The organism is Treponema pedis (genome assembly GCF_017161325.1).
In the GTDB taxonomy this organism is placed as follows: Bacteria; Spirochaetota; Spirochaetia; order Treponematales; family Treponemataceae; genus Treponema_B; species Treponema_B pedis.
On the sequence record NZ_CP045670.1, the window covers coordinates 1,907,217 to 1,926,673 of the forward strand.

Below are 19,457 nucleotides of genomic sequence, written 5' to 3' on the forward strand. Positions count from 1 at the left end.
AAATTAAAAAGGTAAAAAGATAGGGCAGTTTTATAAACTGCCCTTATCAGCTAAAACCTTAAGGGGTTAGTTCTTATATTTACTTGCATCAAAAGGAAGACCGTTATTGTAGTCTTTTAAAAGTTTTGCAACCGTTCCGCTCAGGATAAGCAATGCTATAAGGTTAGGAATAACCATTATTCCGTTAAAAAGGTCGGATAACTCCCAAACCAAATCAATTTTCAATAAACTTCCCAAAAATACAAAGGCTACTACTAATAATTGATAGGGGATTAAACCCTTTGTTCCGAACAGATATCGGATATTTGTTTCACCGAAATAATACCAACCGATAATAGTTGAAAAAGCGAAGAAAAGAAGACAAACGGCGATAAAAATAGTACCGATGGAACTTCCGGGTAAGTGCTGGGCAAAGGCGGTTTGAACCAGTTTAATACCCTTCATTGTAGCTTCTCCGTTTTCAAACTTAATAATTCCCGCACTTAAAACCGTAAATACTGTAATGTTAAGAACTATAAAAGTGTCGATAAATACGGCAACAATACCCAAAACACCTTGCTCTACAGGGTGATTTACTTTTGCAACCGCGTGAGCATGCGGAGTGGAACCCATACCGGCCTCATTGGAAAATAAACCGCGTGCAATTCCGTAGCGTGCAGCCCTTCCTATTCCGAAACCTAAAGCGCCTCCCCAAACGGCTTTGGGATTAAAGGCTCCTTTAAAAATATCGGCAAACATAGCGGGAATATTTTTTGCATTTAATATTATAACCACAAGACCTACTATAACATATACTATAGCCATAATAGGAACTACTTTTTCCGTAACTGAAGCAATGCGTTTAACTCCGCCTAAGAAAATAATACCTGCAAGTACTGCAAGAACAATACCGGTTATCCATGTAGGAATATTAAAGGCATTATTAAAAGCATCTGAAATCGAGTTTGCTTGAACCATATTACCCATAAAGCCTAGAGCAAGAATAATTGCTATTGCAAAAAAGCCTGCAAGGAATTTGGCAAATCCGCTATTTCCCAAACCTTGAGAAATATAATATGCAGGGCCTCCTACGGTTTGACCTGAGTCGTCTTGAGTTTTATATACTTGAGCTATACAAGCTTCCGCGAAGTTTGTTGCCATTCCTGCAAAGGCGGCAATCCACATCCAAAATATTGCACCGGGACCGCCCATAATTAAAGCCGTCATAGCTCCTACAAGGTTTCCCGTTCCTACTTGGGCAGCAATTGCGGTTGCAACCGCTTGGAAAGAACTCATTCCGTGCTTTCCCGCCTGTTCACCTTTTAAAGAAAAGTTACCGAAAAGCCTTTTCCAGCCCATACCGAATTTGGTAATTTGAACACCGGCCAGTCTGATTGTAAAAAATAAACCGGTTCCGCACAAAAGCGGAATTAAAAAATAGACACCCCATACAATTCCGTTTAAACCGGCAACGAAATTTGTAAGACTTTGTAAAAATTGTTCCATAAAAAGATTTCTCCTTTTTCCACAAAATTTCGCGGAAATAATAATTTGTATAAAGTATTATATAATTAAACGGTAAAAGATGTCAATATGTAAGTTATGTTAATAATAAAGCTTTCGGTTCATAATTTCGTTTTAAATAAATTCGGTTAAAAAAAATTGAAAAACCTATTGACTTTTTTTTTAAATTATAATATTATCACTTTATCGGGCGCTTAGCTCAGCTGGTACGAGCGTCTGGTTTACACCCAGAATGTCGGCGGTTCGATCCCGTCAGCGCCCATCTTTAAATCCTTGCTATATATAGACTTATCGAATTTGCGACTTTCACCTGATTTTAAAAAGTCAAGTAAGTAGGGAGTTTATGTATGGAATATCATGTCTTTAAAAAACCGAGAATAAAAAACGGAAAAAATCAAAACAATATAAACTTATATCAAACAGTTTTAAAAATTCCTCAAGCGGGAATTTCTACGTCGGTGATTTTTATCTTTTATGTCCTCGGTAATTAACTTATGTAAAAAATATTTTTAAACTTTGTTATTGATATTATACAAGCGTCTTTACATAAAACCTTAATAATGTTAAAATCGGAAAAGGAGAAAACTATGAATTATCTTGAACGGTTTAAGCGTTATATAGCGATGGATACAAAATCAAATGAAGAAAGTCTTAGTTGTCCTAGCACTCCGGGACAATTGGAACTTGGGAAACTTCTTGTAAAAGAACTTACGGAAATGGGTTTAAAAGCGGAACAGGATTCCGACGGCTACGTTTATTCATGTTTACCCGCCAATACCGATAAAAAGGTTCCTGCGATAGGTTTTATTGCACACATGGATACGGCTCCGGATTTGGACGGAAAATGCGTTAATCCTAAGGTTTTTGTTTATTCCGGAGGAGATATTAAACTGAACGACGAGTACACGATGACGGTAAAGGATTTTCCGTTTTTAAAAGATGTGGAAGGTATGGAGCTTATTACTACAGACGGAACTACTCTTTTAGGTGCGGACGATAAATCCGGTATTACAATAATAATGTGTGCAATAGAACATCTTATCTCTCATCCTGAAATTAAACACGGAGATATAAAAATAGGTTTTACACCCGATGAAGAAATAGGGCGAGGCGCCGATAAATTCGACGTAAAAAAATTCGGAGCCGATTTTGCGTATACTGTTGACGGAGGCCCTTTGGGTGAACTGGAATACGAAAATTTTAACGCTGCCGGCGTAAAAATAGAAATCCGCGGAAAAAATGTACACCCCGGTTCTGCAAAAAACGTTATGGTAAACGCTCTGTCCGCCGCACGGGAACTTGAAAATATGCTTCCTGAAAACGAAAAACCGGAATATACTTCAGGTTATGAGGGTTTTATCCATCTTCATTCAATTGAAGGCACGGTAGATTTTACAAAAATGTCGTATATTATCCGCGACCATTCAATGGAAAAATTTATACATAAAAAAGAACTTATGCAGGCCGCCGTCGATTTTTTAAATAAAAAATACGGAAACATTATCAAAATGGAAATAAAAGATTCATACTATAATATGAAAGAAAAAATAGAACCCCGTATGGAAATAATCGAACTTGCAAAAAAATCTATGGAAGAGTTAGGTATTACGCCTATAATTAAACCCATACGCGGAGGAACGGACGGTGCAAGGCTTTCATTTATGGGGCTTCCCTGTCCCAATATTTTTGCGGGCGGTTACAATTTTCACGGCAGATTTGAATTTATTCCTACAAAATTTATCGAAAAAGGAATAGAGCTTGTAGTAAAAATCGCTGAAAATAACGCAAAGTAAACTTTATGCATAATACTGAAAATTTTCCACGCTTTAAAATTACCGCAAAGGGTTCAAAATTTTTACGAAGCGGACATACATGGGTTTATGAAGATGAAATTACGGAAGCAGAAGAAGCTGCAAACGGAAGCCTTGTAAATATTTTTAGCGATAAAGATAAGTATTTGGGTACTGGATTTTACAGTAAAAACAGTAAAATCAGAGTTAGAATAATTTCCGATAATAAAAACGATAAATTCGACGACGCTTTTTGGAAGCGCCGTTTTGAATATGCTTGGCAATATCGAAAAGACGTAATGCGGAAAGAAGATTTAAACTCATGCCGAATTATTTTCGGTGAAACGGACGGTTTTCCGGGTCTTACCGTTGATAAATTTGCCGATATCCTCGTTATTCAGGTTTTGTCTTTCGGCTTAAACGCAATAAAGGAAACCTTAATTTCAATTTTAGTTGAAGTTTTAAAAGAAGACGGACAAAATATTGCAGGAGTTTTTGAGCGGAACGATTCCGAATTAAGGGTGCTTGAGGGCTTGGAAGAAGGGAAGGGCTGGCTTTTTAAATATACAGAGCTTCCGTCTTCTTTCAGCGAAGTTATAATTTGCGAAAACGGAATAAAATATTCTGTAGATTTTATAAACGGACAAAAGACCGGTTTCTTTTTAGACCAAAAGTATAACAGACTCGCCGTTTCCTCTCTTGCACGCGGTAAGCGTGTTTTAGAATGTTTTACTCATACGGGCTCCTTTGCATTGAATGCCATTGCAGGCGGGGCCGAAGCCGTTACGGCAATAGATATAAGCGCGTCCGCTTTGGAAACCGCAAAGAAAAATGCAGCACTTAATTCCGTTTTAAATGCGGAAGAAAAAATTATATTCGTTAAAGCCGATGTGTTTAATCTTTTAACCGCCTTGGTTGAAAATAAGACGGGAACCGATTGGGATACCGTCCGTAAAAACGGTCCTTACGATATGATTATTTTAGACCCTCCGGCTTTTGCCAAACACCGCAATGTACGGGATAGAGGATTAAAAGGTTACGGGGAAATAAATAAAAAGGCTATGCAGCTTTTACCGCGAGGCGGATATTTAGCTACGGCAAGCTGCAGCCGTTTTATAAGCGAAGATGATTTTACTTCAATGCTTTTTGAAACTGCAAAAACCGTAAACAGACGGCTGCGCATTATCGAAAAACGCGGACAATCCGCAGATCATCCCGTTTTAATGGGACAGACTGAAACAGAATATTTGAAATTCTTTTTACTTCAAGTAGTTTAAGATACGGAAAAAAAGGAAGGGTTGCAAGGAAACTCATAAAAAAAGAAGCCCTTAAAGGCTTCTTTTTCCTAAATCTTAATAGCTTTTTGAGTCTCTTGAACGCCTTGTTTTTTTCATCAGCTTTCGGCGGAGAGCCTTGTTTTTTCTGTTTAAGATTGTAGAAGGTTTTTCATAATACTCGCGTTTTTTCCATTCGCGGATAATACCTTCTTTTTCCACTTGACGCTTAAAACGCTTTAACGCTTTTTCAAGGTGCTCGGAATCATCAATTGAAACAAATGCCATTTTTTTTACTCACCCCCTCCGGCTTTAAGATTAAAGAAACAGTATATAAAAAATTAAAGATACTGTCAAGAGGTTTAAAAAGAAAATATCAAGCCGCTATGGAAATATTCAATATCTTCCGCCATTGCAAAAAGTCTTAACCACCTCTTTTTTTTTTATTTTTTTTTGTTAAAGTACAAATTATGGAAAATAAAAAGCGTATTAAAGAACTTGAAAAACTTATAAAAAAACATCAAGATCTTTATTATAATTCGGAGCCCGAAATTTCAGATGCCGAATTTGATGAGTTATGGGACGAATTAAAAATCCTTGACCCTAAAAATAAAATATTTACTGTAGTCCCTAAAGAATCTGCGGACGGCTTTCCAAAAGCCGAACATATAGTACCTATGGGAAGTCAGGAAAAAGCCGCTAATCCTGAAGCCTTTTCCGCATGGGCTTTAAAAATGCCTTTTAACGAGTTTATAGTTCAATATAAACTTGACGGGGCAAGCATTGAGCTTCAATACGAAAAAGGAAAATTTGTAAGAGCTGTTACGCGCGGGGACGGTAAAATCGGAGATGATATAACGGAAAATGCCCATAAAATGAAAGGCGTTGTAAAAATTCTTTCAGGGCTATCTTCTCCTTCAGGGGAAAATCCTTTTACGGGGGGAATACGCGGAGAGGTTATTATGACCCGTTCGGCTCATAAAAGTTTTTTTTCGGACAAGGCTAATTGCCGCAATGCTGCAAACGGTTTAATGAAAAAAAAGAACGGGGAGGGTAACGAACATTTAACGGTAATTTGTTACGACGCCGTACAAGGTACGCAAGGCAAACCTTTTTCAGGTTATGCACCTTTTAAAACGGAAACCGAAAAACTTGCTTGGCTTAAAGATTCCGGATTTTTAACCGTTGAGCTTAAACTTTGTAAAAGCATAGATGAGGTAATTAAGTACCGTGCCGAAGTTATGGAAAAAAGGCCTTTACTTGATTTTGATATAGACGGTCTTGTTGTAAAAAACGATGAAATCGATTCTTCCGATGTGAGCCGAGCAAGACCTGAAAAACAAATAGCCTTTAAATTCAGCTTGGAAGAAGCCGTTACCGTTTTACGCGGAATTGAGTGGAGCGAATCGGGTGCAACTTATACGCCGATAGCCCTTATTGAGCCGATACGCCTTGCAGGTACGACTGTAAAAAGAGCGAGCCTTGCCAATCCGAACATAATAGAAGCCTTAAATCTTAAAATAGGAAGCCGTGTAGCCGTAACAAAACGGGGTGAAATTATTCCTAAAATTGAAGCTCTTATAGAAAACCCTTCAGGAGTAAAACCTATAGAATATCCCGATAAATGTTCCGCTTGCGGAAGCAGCTTGGTAAATGAAGGAACGCGTCTTTATTGCCCTAATATTTCGTGTAAAAAACTTATTCTACATAGAATTGAAAAATGGATAAGCGTTTTGGATATACGTGATTTCGGTATTACTTTAATACGCCGCTTATTCGATATGGAAAGAATCAATTCCATTTATGATTTATACACCCTTACCGTAGAAGAGCTTTCCGCAATCGACAGAATGGGAAAGGTTTCGGCTGCAAAAGTTTATACTGCTCTTCATTCAAAAAAAGAAATAAGCCTTAAACAATTCATTGCGGGTTTTGATATTGAAGGAATAGGCGAAGTAATGGTAGAAAAACTTGAAGAAGCCGGTTTTGATACGCCTGAAAAATTATTTAAAGCAAATGAAAACGATTTTGCAAAGGTTTATCAATTCGGCGAAGTGTTATCAAATATACTTGTTACAAGTTTAAAACTGTTAAAAGAAGAAATGCAAACTCTTATCGATTCCGGAAATATAAAAATTAAAGAGCCTCTTTCGGAAAAAGACGGGGCCGTATTAAAAGGCTTCAGTTTTTGTTTTACGGGAGAGTTAAATTCGATGAAGCGGGCGGAAGCTGAAATTAAAGTAAAAGAAAGAGGCGGCTCGGTTAAATCGTCCGTTATAAAGGGGTTAAGCTATCTTGTTACAAACACGCCAGATTCAGGTTCTTCCAAGAATAAAAAAGCACAAGAGCTCGGAACCGCAATTATTACCGAAAAGGAATTTTTAAAAATGCTGGAGGTTTAAATTTTAAGCTAAATGAAAATTATAAAAAATAGGAAATGTTTTTTTAGTATATTTTCTTTTGTTTCTTTATTATTTCTTTTTATATTTATAATCGTAAATTTTTATTCTTTAAAGATAGAGTATGCGGAAAAAAAACTTTTAAACGGTAATTTTGAAATCTACAATACGGGCTGTATCGTAAAGGCATTGGGACAAAACACCGAAAATGTCAGCGCAGCCGTTTCATTTTATCTTCCCGACGGAAAGCCTTTAGGAACTTATGAGCGCTCATGGCACGGTTGGGAATTAAAACTTGAATGCATAGTTCTTCAATTGAAAAAAGGAGCCCTTGTGTTTCCGTATAGAATTTTTTCAGATGAATCCAAATACGGAACCGGAATAAAACTTTTTTCTTATTATTTAAAAAACGGATATCCTGCAATTTACGATTATTCTTTTTTTTCCGATGAAGAAAAAGATGCCGTAAAAACACTTTTCAGTTTTGCAGCTTTTTCTCCCAATCTTTTTTTGACGTTTTCTTCAGCTAAAAAGCAAACGGTAAGTTTGCGCCGTTTTAATCCCGATACGGAATATATTTTAACGGTTTCTTCTTCAGGCAGCCTCTTATTAAAAACAAATTAAAATCGGCTTTTCGCTTTTTTCGTATTTTCAAAACCTACGGCTTAGAGGGCGGTGTTTCAGGTTGAGGGCTTTCTTTTTCGGATTGTTTTTTTCCGCTTTTTTCCTTAGAGGTATCTTTAGTTTTTTTAGGAGGATTTAAAATATTTTTTATTTTTTCTTCCAGTTCCGCAATAGTTTTTTTATCTTCTTCCTGTGTAAATTTCTCTTTTGATTCTTCTAAAAGCTTTAAAGATTCTTCGTATTTTTTTGCCGTAACCAAGATTCTTACATAATTAAAAAAATATTCAGGCGTTTCATTTTCTTTCGATATTATCTTTTTATAAATTTCTATGGCCTTTGTTTCTTTACCCGCCGAGGCAAGGGCGTAAGCGTAAGCCGTACTTATTTTTATATTATCGGGGACTTGATTATACATAGGCTCAAGATATTTTAAGCAATTTTCCCAATCTTTTTGAAGAGCGTAAATTTGCGCTAAATTATATTTTACCGCATTTCGGTATTGTTTTGATTTTTCGGCTTTTTTATAATAATCTATTGCCTTATCGTATTTTTTCAGTTCGGTGTATCCTTCTGCAATGGAAAAATACTCTCCGTATAAATTTTCTTTAATTCCTTCCGGAAAAATATTAGGCTGAGGTAAAACAAGAAACAATAAAACAAAATAACAAATAAATCTTTTCATAATACTTTTCCGTTCAATTTCCAAGTACCGTTTTTTCTATTTGGCGAAGCTGCGAGCGGTAAAGGCCCGAAATATTGGACCCGTAATCCGCCAAAAGCTGAATTATATTGCGCGGATATTCGGATGTGTCCTTTCCGTTTATTCTGTCGCCCGCGTCTCCTAAGCCCGGCATTATATAGGCATCGCCGTTTAAAACGGGGTCCATCCAAAGAGTGTACAAGGTGCAATTATCCAATGCCCGTACAATACGTAAAGCTCCTTTTAATGCGGAAATTACATGAAAACAGCTTATGGATTTTGGCCGTACTCCGAGTTTTCTTAAATGTTTAACGACGGTTACTAAACTGCCTCCTGTAGCATTCATAGGGTCCGCAAAAATTAAATCTTTTCCGTCCAAGTCGTTTAAATTAAAATATGATTTATCCAAATCTAAAATATATTGCATATCGCTTTCTTTTTTGGAATCGTCGCGCTTAATCTTAAAAAGAGCAAAGGGGGTTACATATCCGTGAGAAGAATATTCTTCAATTTCTTTTGAAAGAATCATAGAAGGAAGAAGAGCGCCTCTAAGCATAACACACATCACCGCATTTTCTATTTTATAATCTATATCGGATATTTTATGAACGGCATAATTTTGAACGGGATTAGTTACGGGGGTTTTAACTACAAGATAATTTTTTTTATCGTTTTGCTGACCCTTATATGCAAGTTTAAAAAGCATTTCAAAAGACCGCTGCGTATAATATAAAAACTCACTGTGTTCCGTTTTTACCGAACGAAGTTTTGCAATAACGCGTGATGCTTCCGCATGATTTTCATGTTCGGTATCGAAAGAATATATTTTCAACTGGGGAATATCTTTGCAAATATCCTGCATAAGCTGCCCCATTTCATTATACAGCTTTATAATCTCCGAATTGGCTTTTGTTTTTTTTCACCTTTTTCGGTTTCCAAAATAGAAAAACAATTCATTGCTTTAGTATAAAGCTCATTCATTTCATGCAGATTATTAACATCATCTTCGGTTAAATACCCGTCAAGAGCCTCAGCTCCCATAACAACTTTTCCCATAAAAACTCCCGTTAAAGTACGCGGAAAGTATAAAACAAAGCGGTTAAAAATTCAAGAGATTAAATTACAAAGTTTTTCTTTATCTCAACATCTTGACAATATATATAAAAAGATAAATAATAACAAAACGGAAGTTCATTAAAAAGATTTCCGTACCATATTTTAGGGGGAAACTATGTCTAATATTCATGATATGGAATTTTTACAAAAAAAGGTTCAAGAATTAAAAGAACAGGGTTTATATAAGGAACTTGTAACTCTTGAAGGACCTAACGATGCCGAATGTATAATTAACGGAAAAAAGGTTATAAACCTTTCTTCAAATAATTATCTCGGTTTTGCAAATCACCCGCGGTTAAAAAAAGCGGCTATTGCCGCAATTGAAAAATACGGAGCGGGGGCAGGTGCCGTACGCCCGATTATCGGTAATATGAAAATACACGATGATTTGGAAAAGCTTTTAGCCGAATTTAAACGGGAAGAAGCGGTTTTAGCTTTTCAATCCGGGTTTAACTGCAATGCCGGTGTTATTCAAGCCGTTACCGATAAAGGAGACTTGATTATTTCCGACCAATTAAATCACGCTTCAATTATAGACGGTACACGCCTTTCAAAAGCGGATAAGGCGGTTTTTCAGCATTCCGATATGGCGGACTTGGAAAAAGTTTTAAAAGAAAAAAGAAACGGTTATAATAATGTATTGATTATTACGGACGGGGTTTTTTCTATGGACGGAGATATTGCAAACCTTCCGGGCATTGTAGAACTTGCGGAAAAATATAATTGTTTAACTTATGTAGATGATGCCCATTCAAGCGGAGTTTTAGGTGAAAGCGGCCGAGGTTCTGTAGACCATTTTCATTTGCACGGCAGGGTAGATTTTGCAATGGGAACGCTTTCAAAAGCGATAGGCGTTGTCGGCGGATATGTTGCAGGGAAAAAAGTTACAATAGATTGGCTTAAAAATAGGGGCCGTCCGTTTTTATTCTCTACAGGACTTCCTCCGGCGGCGGTAGGAGCCGCAATCGAAGCCGTTAAAATGCTTATGGAATCTACGGAGTATACGGATAAACTTTGGGCAAATGCAAAGCATTTTAAGGAAGGCTTAGGAAAGCTGGGCTTTAATACCGGAAACAGCGAAACGCCGATTACACCCATTATAGTAGGCGATGAAGCTAAAACCTTGGAATTTTCTAAAAAACTTTTTGAAAACGGTCTTTTTTCAGGGCCTATTGTATTCCCGACAGTGCCTAAGGGAACCGGACGATTAAGATGTATGGTTACCGCAGGCCATTCCGTAGAACAGCTTGACAGAGCGGTTAAGATTTGCGAAAAAGTCGGAAAAGATATGGGAATTATTTAACCGTAATTGTAATTTTTTAAAACGGCAAACTTACTGCCTATCCTGTAAGGCGGGGACTTTTAGGTCTCGCCTTACAGGATATTTCCGTATTTTTGCTTTAAGGCTTCCTCCTCACTTATTTCTTTCCGATTATTGACTTAACAGACCTATACAAATAAACTTTTAAAAAAACGCTTGAAAAAAATATGAAAATATGGCATTATAAACAAAGATAGAGAAATATCTTGTCAAAACAACGGTAAATGCCGATTAACCGCCTTTTCGGCTATTATAAATTATTTTCTCTAAATTTGGAGTATGCTTATGAAAATTATTTTATTAACTTTGGCTGTATCTTTAAGCCTTTCTTTAGTATTGGGTTTTTTACTGGGAATATTTAAAAAAAATATTTTATGTAGAAACGGATAAAACGGTTGCGGCAGTTAGAGCTGTACTTCCGGGAGCGAATTGCGGTGCCTGCGGTTTTCCGGGCTGCGACGGATTTGCCGCTGCGGTTGCGGCGGGGGACGCCCCCGTAAACGGCTGCCCTGTAGGAGCCGCTCCCGTAGCTCAAGCCGTAGGAAAAATTATGGGTGTGGAAGCCTCCGCTTCCGCAAAGGTTGCCGTTTTAACCTGTCAGGGCTCTCACGAAGTATGTCTTGATAAATGCGGATATGTAGGAATTAAAACTTGCAAGGCTGCAAAAATTTCTATAAACGGAACAAAGGAATGCGACTGGGGTTGTATAGGTTTAGGAGACTGCGAGTATTCCTGTCCCTTTGATGCAATTCATGTAAATAAGGCAAGCGGCTTACCTGAAGTGGATTACGAAAAATGTACAGGTTGCGGAGTATGTGTTGCCCAATGCCCGCAACATGTTTTATCTTTGATTTCCGCAGACTTAAAGGGAGCCCTTGCATTGTGCTCGTGCCGAAACCCGAAAAAGGCGCAAATAATGAAAAACTGTAAGCGCGGCTGTATTAAATGCATGAAGTGCGAAAAAAACTGTCCTAAAGAAGCTATTAAAGTAATAAACGGAATTCCTGTCGTGGACTATTCTCTTTGTGATTCATGCAATAAATGTGTAGAAGGCTGCCCGACAAAGGTTTTAGTATTGGCGCAAAATAAAGTAACTTATTCTTCCTGTTCCGCATGCAGCGGCTGTAAAACCGCTTAAGGAGCAAGAATGAAAAGCGGAATTGTTACGATTATAGGGCGACCCTCGGCCGGGAAATCCACTTTTTTTAAATACCGCCTGCGGTGAAAAGGTTTCCATTGTTTCGGCAATTCCGCAAACGACAAGAAATGCAATACGCGGTATTGTAAATACGGAAAAGGCTCAAATTGTTTTTATAGATACTCCTGGCTATCATACTTCCGAAAAAAAACTTAATTTAAAATTGCAGGAAATTGCAAAAACAAGACTTTCGGAAGCCGATGCGGTTTTATACCTGGTAGACCTTTCAAGGGAATTCGGAAGTGAAGAAGAAAGTATTTGCGGACTCTTAAAAGATGTTCAAAAAAGACTCGTTATAGGTTTAAATAAATCCGATACGGCAAAAGAAAAAGTTTATCAGCTGCAAGAAAAAATAACGTTTCATTTACCCGATACGCCTTTAAAAAATTTCTTTACGCTTTCAGCTTTAAAAAATACCGGGATAAATGAAATCCTTTGTGCATTAACGGCCTTATTGCCTGAAGGAGAAGCCTTGTATCCGCCCGACTTTTATACCGACCAGGAAGTTATATTCCGCATTACGGAAATTATAAGGGAGCAGGCTATTTTTCATACCCGCGAAGAAATACCTCATGCGGTGTACGCAGGAGTTGAAGATGCCGAAATGCGGAAAAACGGAAAAGAACTTTGGGTTAGAGCCTTTTTATACGTCGAACGTGAAAGTCAAAAGGCTATGGTAATAGGGAAGGGCGCCTCCGTAATAAAAAGCATAAGAATAAAATCTATGGCCGAAATGCGGAAAATTTTTCCATATAAGGTACAGCTCGATTTACAAGTCCGCGTAAATAAAAATTGGCGGCAAAAAGAAAATATAATAAAAACCGTAACAAGCTGATTCCCCGTGAATTACCCGTTTTCATGTTAAAATCCAAGCCCTTGATTTTCTTCTTAATTATAATGTATACTGAAAATTATGGAATTTACCGAAGAATTTGTTGAAGGCCTTAAAGTAAATGAGGTCGATATTATGAAACGTATAGCGGAAGAGTTGAGTATAAAAACCGCTCAAGTTTCCGCAGTTATCAGCTTGGTTAATGAGGGCTGTACAATTCCCTTTATTTCGCGCTATAGAAAAGAAATGCACGGTTCACTTGATGAAGTTCAAGTTAAAGACTGCGACCGTCTTTTTAAATCCTATGTTAATTTGGAAACGCGCCGTCTTGAAATTGTACGCGGTATTTTTGCAGCCGGAAAACTTACCGAAAGCCTCTACGAAAATATTATAAAGGCAGCAACGCTTACGGAGCTTGAAGATATTTGGCTTCCGTTTAAAAAGAAAAAAAGACGCGCGGAATGCTTGCCGCAGAAAGAGGTCTGCAACCTCTTGCCGATTTAATGAAAGAATTGGAAGCCGTTCCTCTTGAAGAAAAGGCAAAAGAATTTATCGTTACAAATGCGGAAAACGAAGAACTTAACGTTCCTACGGCGGAAGAAGCTCTTGCAGGTGCGGCCGATATTATTGCCGAAGAAATTGCACAAGATACCGAAAACAGAAAAACAGTTCATTCGTATTTTATAAAAACAGGAAAGTTTGAAGTTAAGGGTATCGGAGATGAGGAAGCGGCAAAAACCTCAGTATATCAAATGTATTGGGAATATTCTGAAAATTTAAACGAAATAAAACCTCACAGAATTCTTGCCATTAACCGCGGAGAAAGGGAAGGAGCTCTCGAAGTAAAAATCGATGTAGACATTGATGAAGCTATCTCACTTTTACAAAACCGCTATGTACTTCATAATGATTACCATAAAGAAGCTATTGCAGACGGATTGGTTAGACTTTTAAGTCCCGCCGTTTTGCGCGAAATAAGGAGCGACTTGGCCGAAAATGCCGATGAACACGGAATAAATATTTTCAGTGAAAACTTAAAACATCTTTTAATGACACAGCCTATCAAGGGAACCCGTGTTTTAGGTGTTGACCCGGGTATCCGCACTGGAACAAAATGTGCGGCCTTAGACTCTACCGGAAAATATTTAGGTTCATTTGTAATTTTTCAGCATAAGGCCGATGAAGCAAAATCGGCAATTGCCGAAGCCGTTAAAAAATATAATGTTCAGTTAATTGCAGTAGGAAACGGAACCGGTTCCCATGAGGTACAGGAAATAGTTTCTTCAGTAATAAAAGAAACGTGCCCTTCGGTTTTATTTACGGTTGTAGATGAAGACGGAGCTTCGGTGTATTCTGCAGGTGATGTCGCCCGCGAAGAATTCCCCGATTTGGATTTGACTATACGGGGTGCCATTTCAATAGGAAGGCGGTTACAGGACCCTCTTGCGGAACTTGTAAAAATCGACCCTAAATCAATCGGAGTCGGGTTATATCAACATGACTTAAATCAAAAAAAATTAAGCGAAGAGCTTGATTCGGTAGTAAGCTCTGTAGTAAACAGGGTAGGCGTAAATTTAAATACTGCAAGCGCCTCTCTTTTAAAATATGTTTCAGGTGTAAGTTCATCTCTTGCAAAAAAAATAGTTGCACATCGTGAAAACGAAGGAATTTTTACCGACCGTGAACAGTTAAAAAAATTAAGCGGAATGGGGCCTAAAACTTTTGAGCAATGTGCAGGTTTTTTAAAAATTCCGGAAAGCGAAAATCCTTTGGACAATTCTTGGGTTCACCCTGAAAACTACGAAGCGGGAAAAATTATCTATGAAGTTGTTCATAAAAACGAAGAAGTGTCTGGAGAGCTGCGAGGAGAAATAAAACAAAAATACAATATCGGAGATGCAACTATCTCGGATATTATTGAAGAACTTAAAAAGCCCAACCGGGATCCGCGTGAAGATTGTCCCAAGCCTATTATGCAGCAAGGCGTTTTGCAGTTTGAAGATTTAAAAGTCGGAATGACGGTAAAGGGAAAAATTAAAAATGTTGTAGACTTCGGTGCCTTTGTCGATTTGGGAATTAAGGAAACGGCTCTTTTACATATTTCCGAAATGAGCGATAAATTCATTGCAGACCCCCTTGATGCGGTAAAAGTAGGAGATATTGTTGAGTGTAAAATTATTGCCCTTGATGAAACGCGCCGCAGAATTTCTTTAAGCAGAAAAACCGAATCGGGAAGTGAAAAACTTACCGCAAAGCAAAAAGCGGAAGTAAAAAAACTTGTTATTAAAACAAAAGACGGAAAAAGTGTAACCGTAAAATCCGTTTCCGGTAAACCCGCTGAAAGGAACGCTTCACCGCCTTTAATACAAGGAGAAAAAAATCCCGCTTTACGCAAGGATAGAAGTCTTGCCGAAGGCCGCTCAAAAAAAGACGATGACGGAACTAAGTATAATCCTTTTGCAGTTTTATTAAAAAATAAATAATTTTATCCGTATAAATTTAAAAACCTTCCGATTGTTTTTACAATCGGAAGGTTTTATTTTAAAACTGCGAAATATATCCCATCAAAAGTAAAATTGTATTTTCAAGTCCTTTTTTATGAATGCGCTCATATCCGTGCGAGGCCGCAACTCCCGTGCCTATAAGAGCATGGCGATAATCGTAACCTGCGTGCAGAGCTGCGGAAGCATCGGAGCCGTAAAAAGGATAAATATCCACTGCAAAATTTAAATCCATTTCTTTTGCAACGTTTATCAGTTCTGTCGTAAATTCGTAATTATAAGGCCCTGAAGAATCTTTTGCGCAAATTGAAACCGTATATTCATCGGTATCAAGGTCGCTTCCTACAACACCCATATCTACGGCAAGCATATCGGTTATACCTTCCGGATGTCCTGCAGAAGCACCGTGTCCTATTTCTTCATAATTAGTGAACATAATATAAGTTTTACGTTTCAGTTTTAAACGGCCCGCCGCCGCTTCTTCAGCAAGGTAAATAAGCATAGCGCAGCTTGCCTTATCATCCAAATGCCGGCTTTTTAAAAAACCGTCTCCTGATTTACGGGCAAGGGATTCTATTGAAACGATATCGCCGGCCATAATACCTAATTTTTCCACATCTTCACGTGATTTTACAATCTCATCAAGAACCAATTCCATAGTGGAATCATCTCGCTTACTTTCGTTTATTTCCCTGGAAGCGTGAACGGCAGGTTCGGTAAGCCTAATAGTTCCTTCATATTTTTTTCCGCTGCGCGTAATAACGGTTACGTTTGATTGCTCCACATAATTATACGGATACCCTCCGCAAAGCGAAGTACGTAAGCGTCCTGACGATTTAATATGACGAACAAAAAGACCTAACGTATCTATATGAGCGGAAAGAAGTATTGCATTATCTCCTTTTTTCCCGCTGTACGGTTCGGCATTTTTATTAAGCTCACAAATAACGGCACCCTTGTTTGTGAGCCATGGCTTAAAGCCTAAATCTTTTAAACGCCGTATCACATAATTTGCGGCCTCGCAAGTATAACCTGTAGGGCTTGGAATATTGCATATAGTAATAATTTCATTCATTACCTTATCGGAATCATTTTCAACTAAGGTTTTAAGTTCCGCAATTTTATTTTTTTCCATATTTAATCCTTTTAAATTTAAATTTTTAAAATATTTAATGCTTAAAGATATTATAAATTATGACAGCTGTCAAGCGGCTGTTAAGCGGTTTATAATCGAGGAATTGACCTAACCCGAATTATCTAGAAAAAAGGGCGGGGCAGGGAAGTCTGTTTTAAAAAGGCTAATCCTAAAAATAGGATTAGCCTTATACCTTTGAAATTTACTTTCTGTTTTTTTGAATTTGTTCGATTGCGTATTCCAATGCTTTTTGATAAAGTTCTTGGGGAGGTTCTTTGATATAATCTTTATCCATTAAAAGTTTTGCAATTTCACGGCTTGCCTTTATATCTTTTTTTGCGGCTTCGTAAGCTTCTTCCCAAGTCATTGTCACACGGGCTAAACCTTCTTCAATTGCCTGCATTGCAACATCGGCAGCTTCTACGGCAAATACATCTTCATCTTCCATTGTAACTACAATATTATCGGGTGTAATTCCTTTTTTCTCGGAATAATCTGCAATTGAGTGCGAACAGCGTATTGCCATTCCGTCGGAAATCTTTTTAGCTCTAACCAATAAAGCGCCTTTTAAGATTCCGGGGAAGCAAACCGAGTTGTTAATTTGGTTCGGAAAGTCGCCTCGTCCGGTACCTACTATAAAAGCACCGGCGGCCTTTGCTTCATGCGGCCAGATTTCAGGAATGGGATTTGCACAGGTACAGGTAAACACAATCGCATTTTTATTCATAGAAGCTACTTGTTCTTTTGTTACCGTATTGGGACCGGGTTTTGAAAGAGCAATTAAAACATCCGCACCCTTCATAGCCTCTTCAAAAGTTTTTATTTTTTGAGGATTTGTCTGCATACAAAGTTCCCACTTTCGATAATAGCGGGTATCGGCTTCAATATCCTTTCTGTCGGAATGTAAGGCTCCTGCGGAATCGCAAATTATCATATTTTCAGGCTTTCCTCCGTCAGCCAAAATAAGGCGCGCGATAGTTGTATTGGAAGCGCCGGCTCCCAAAAGAACTATTTTGCAGTCCGAAATATTTTTCTTTGCGAGTTTTAAAGCATTTAAAAGACCTGCAAGTGTTATACAGGCAGTTCCTTGAGCATCGTCATGCCATACAGGGATATCGCAAACCTCGCGCAAGGTATCCAATACCTTAAAGCAATCCGGCTGCTGTATATCCTCAAGATTTACCGCTCCTACGGAAGGCTCAAGCATTCTGACAAAATCAATTATTTTGTCGGGGTCATGTTTTCCGGCTTTTACACTTCGGCGGTTTTCTTCATCCACACGCGCAATGGAATCAATACAAAGAGGGTATGCGTCAACACCGCCTAAATACTTCATAAGCATACACTTTCCTTCCATAACACCTAAGCCGCCGGGCGGAGTGCAGTCGCCGTCTCCCAAAACCCGTGTAGAATCGCTTACAACCGCTACCAAGTTGCCTTTGTTGGAAAGAGCAAATGAAACCTCATTATCATCGCGAATTGAAGTGGAAACTGCCGAAACGCCGGGTGTATACCAAACGTTAAACCAGTTAAATCCGTATAAACCGCATTTCGGAACGGTTTGTAATTTTCCGCCGTAAAAACTGTGTGTAAGAACCGACAGTTTTTTTAAAAAATGCGTTTTCGCGAGAGCCTTTTCATCATCCGTAAAATCGGACGGGAATAATTCTGTGATGGAGTTCAACTCCTTATTTATGGACTTCATACTTTAAATATTACCATACAGTTAAAAATTTATCAAGAGAGAGTTTTAAGTTAATTTTAAATTTTATACGAAAAAAAAATTATCAAGTGAAAAATTAAGAAAAAAGAAGAGAAGAGGTTTGTCTTTTTTTGGAAAGCGGGGAAAACAACTCATATTTATTATAAGGATTATTATATTTTATAATTTTAGTATAAAAAATAATACATAATGATATTTTATATAAGGTTATTGGAGAGTTCGTTTACATTTAAAGCAATCTAAAAAACATAAAGGTTCTTCAGTTAAAAATTATAAACACGGCAGAAGTAGACGGAACATACATTATCGGAAGTTTTTTATATATAAAAATTATATGATTTTATACGGCGGCGCTCTTCTTTTGCATAGCGGATTTTTTTTCAAGATATCCTGAATCCGCTAAATATTGTCTTCTTGAAACTACCAACTCCATAAGCTCTTTATACATATCAAAGTTTACATCCAAGGCAATCGGAAAAACATAAAGTTCCGTTTCATCGCAATATCTTTCAATAAATGCGGGGTCCGTTACAAAGCCCAAACTAATCATATTGCTTATCCTGTCGGCACACTTTAAAATTTTTGCCTTTTCGGAGCCATGTTTTATTATATTTTTTAAATATTCGGCTTTGTTTTGTCCGGGTTTTTTCGTAACCTCCAAAACGAGTTCATATACAAGCCCCGATTCGGAATCTATGTTTAAAAGTTCATTTATATTAAAATCTTCTATATCTTCAATTATATCGTGAACAAGAGAGGCCTTTAATAAAATACTGTCTATGTAACCGTAATCGACAAGAATTCCCATAGTATCCACTTGATGACGGAACATATTTCCGCCCGCCTGCCTTGGTTTTCCTATAAGGATTGTAGCAAGCTGCATATATGGAGCAAGGTAAATTCCGCTTAAGCCATGTAAATCTCTTGTCAAAATAAAATTCCTTTTATTTAATTTTAATGAATTTATATATATTGTCAATCGGGCTGTAAAAACTTTATAACTTAAAACAAGCCTTTTTTATAAAACCTTTTTAAAATACGCCGTTATGCCTTTTATACCGATAATAACGAAATGCTTTAATGAACCCTTATTCATAATTTTACTTACCGTTTCAATCAGTTCTTTTCGATATTGTTCGGGTTCTCTTTTTAAAAGAGTTTTGTTTTCTTTTAAGAATTCTTTATGAAGAAAAAATGCCGCTATAATGCCGTATAAAAATAAGGCAAAAAGAAAACTGAAAAAAAAGAAGACAATTAAGATGACAAGTTTCATATTTTATAGTATATTATATAAAGAAATTTAATTCAACCGAATAGCGGTATAAATTAAGGGGTGATTTT

The 19,457-nt window shown here is 37.4% G+C and carries 13 protein-coding genes, 1 tRNA gene and 4 pseudogenes; 9 read left to right on the top strand and 9 right to left on the bottom strand.

Annotated features, from left to right (window positions below):
- Positions 1-66: 66 nt before the first annotated feature.
- Positions 67-1,485, bottom strand: a complete 1,419-nt coding sequence (locus DYQ05_RS08825; protein WP_029410539.1) for an alanine/glycine:cation symporter family protein — start codon at positions 1,483-1,485, stop codon at positions 67-69.
- Positions 1,486-1,691: 206 nt separating this feature from the next.
- On the opposite strand from DYQ05_RS08825, the gene DYQ05_RS08830 reads away from it, so the two are divergent.
- The 3 genes from DYQ05_RS08830 to DYQ05_RS08840 all read left to right on the top strand — a co-directional run bounded on the left by DYQ05_RS08830 (position 1,692) and on the right by DYQ05_RS08840 (position 4,570).
- A tRNA-Val gene (locus DYQ05_RS08830) sits at positions 1,692-1,765 on the top strand.
- Positions 1,766-2,090: 325 nt separating this feature from the next.
- Entirely contained in the window at positions 2,091-3,296 is a 1,206-nt protein-coding gene (gene pepT / locus DYQ05_RS08835) for a peptidase T (RefSeq protein WP_024465321.1), read from the top strand.
- A gap of 5 nt (positions 3,297-3,301) precedes the next feature.
- The gene (locus DYQ05_RS08840) at positions 3,302-4,570 is read left to right on the top strand and encodes a class I SAM-dependent rRNA methyltransferase (protein ID WP_194075319.1); all 1,269 of its coding nucleotides are present in this window, start codon (positions 3,302-3,304) and stop codon (positions 4,568-4,570) included.
- A gap of 75 nt (positions 4,571-4,645) precedes the next feature.
- On the opposite strand, the gene rpsU is transcribed toward DYQ05_RS08840, so the two are convergent.
- Positions 4,646-4,855, bottom strand: coding sequence for a 30S ribosomal protein S21 (gene rpsU, locus DYQ05_RS08845; protein ID WP_024465320.1), 210 nt, complete (start codon positions 4,853-4,855; stop codon positions 4,646-4,648).
- Between the two features lie 182 nt (positions 4,856-5,037).
- Between rpsU and ligA the strand changes: the two genes are divergently transcribed.
- Complete coding sequence (gene ligA, locus DYQ05_RS08850; RefSeq protein WP_206183283.1) at positions 5,038-6,969, top strand: NAD-dependent DNA ligase LigA; 1,932 nt, start codon at positions 5,038-5,040, stop codon at positions 6,967-6,969.
- 12 nt (positions 6,970-6,981) lie between these two features.
- Positions 6,982-7,590, top strand: coding sequence for a hypothetical protein (locus tag DYQ05_RS08855; protein WP_225969035.1), 609 nt, complete (start codon positions 6,982-6,984; stop codon positions 7,588-7,590).
- Between the two features lie 34 nt (positions 7,591-7,624).
- Here DYQ05_RS08855 and DYQ05_RS08860 read toward each other — a convergent pair whose 3' ends face one another.
- The 3 genes and pseudogenes from DYQ05_RS08860 to DYQ05_RS14685 all read right to left on the bottom strand — a co-directional run bounded on the left by DYQ05_RS08860 (position 7,625) and on the right by DYQ05_RS14685 (position 9,346).
- On the bottom strand, positions 7,625-8,272 hold the full coding sequence (locus tag DYQ05_RS08860) for a tetratricopeptide repeat protein (protein ID WP_194075321.1): 648 nt from the start codon (positions 8,270-8,272) through the stop codon (positions 7,625-7,627).
- 13 nt (positions 8,273-8,285) lie between these two features.
- Positions 8,286-9,164 (bottom strand): annotated as a pseudogene (locus tag DYQ05_RS08865) (uracil phosphoribosyltransferase); the annotation flags it as partial.
- 14 nt (positions 9,165-9,178) lie between these two features.
- On the bottom strand, positions 9,179-9,346 hold the full coding sequence (locus DYQ05_RS14685) for a hypothetical protein (protein ID WP_435372820.1): 168 nt from the start codon (positions 9,344-9,346) through the stop codon (positions 9,179-9,181).
- 175 nt (positions 9,347-9,521) lie between these two features.
- On the opposite strand from DYQ05_RS14685, the gene DYQ05_RS08870 reads away from it, so the two are divergent.
- The 4 genes and pseudogenes from DYQ05_RS08870 to DYQ05_RS08885 all read left to right on the top strand — a co-directional run bounded on the left by DYQ05_RS08870 (position 9,522) and on the right by DYQ05_RS08885 (position 15,240).
- Positions 9,522-10,709 carry a glycine C-acetyltransferase gene (locus DYQ05_RS08870; protein ID WP_024465318.1) on the top strand — a complete coding sequence of 396 codons (1,188 nt, stop codon included), beginning with the start codon at positions 9,522-9,524 and terminating at the stop codon, positions 10,707-10,709.
- A 303-nt stretch (positions 10,710-11,012) separates the two neighbouring features.
- Positions 11,013-11,865, top strand: a pseudogene (locus DYQ05_RS08875) (RnfABCDGE type electron transport complex subunit B).
- A 9-nt stretch (positions 11,866-11,874) separates the two neighbouring features.
- Positions 11,875-12,760: pseudogene (gene era / locus DYQ05_RS08880) on the top strand (GTPase Era).
- 78 nt (positions 12,761-12,838) lie between these two features.
- Positions 12,839-15,240 (top strand): annotated as a pseudogene (locus DYQ05_RS08885) (helix-hairpin-helix domain-containing protein).
- Positions 15,241-15,298: 58 nt separating this feature from the next.
- Here the strand turns inward: DYQ05_RS08885 and DYQ05_RS08890 are convergent.
- From DYQ05_RS08890 to DYQ05_RS08905, 4 genes are all read right to left on the bottom strand, one after another.
- The gene (locus DYQ05_RS08890; RefSeq protein WP_194075323.1) at positions 15,299-16,393 is read right to left on the bottom strand and encodes a M42 family metallopeptidase; all 1,095 of its coding nucleotides are present in this window, start codon (positions 16,391-16,393) and stop codon (positions 15,299-15,301) included.
- Between the two features lie 202 nt (positions 16,394-16,595).
- The gene (locus DYQ05_RS08895) at positions 16,596-18,098 is read right to left on the bottom strand and encodes an NAD(P)-dependent malic enzyme (RefSeq protein WP_206183284.1); all 1,503 of its coding nucleotides are present in this window, start codon (positions 18,096-18,098) and stop codon (positions 16,596-16,598) included.
- Positions 18,099-18,456: 358 nt separating this feature from the next.
- A complete protein-coding gene (locus DYQ05_RS08900; protein ID WP_024465316.1) occupies positions 18,457-19,047 on the bottom strand; it encodes a nucleotidyltransferase family protein in 591 nt (196 codons plus the stop codon).
- Between the two features lie 87 nt (positions 19,048-19,134).
- Positions 19,135-19,389, bottom strand: a complete 255-nt coding sequence (locus tag DYQ05_RS08905; RefSeq protein WP_206183285.1) for a hypothetical protein — start codon at positions 19,387-19,389, stop codon at positions 19,135-19,137.
- Positions 19,390-19,457: the final 68 nt, after the last annotated feature.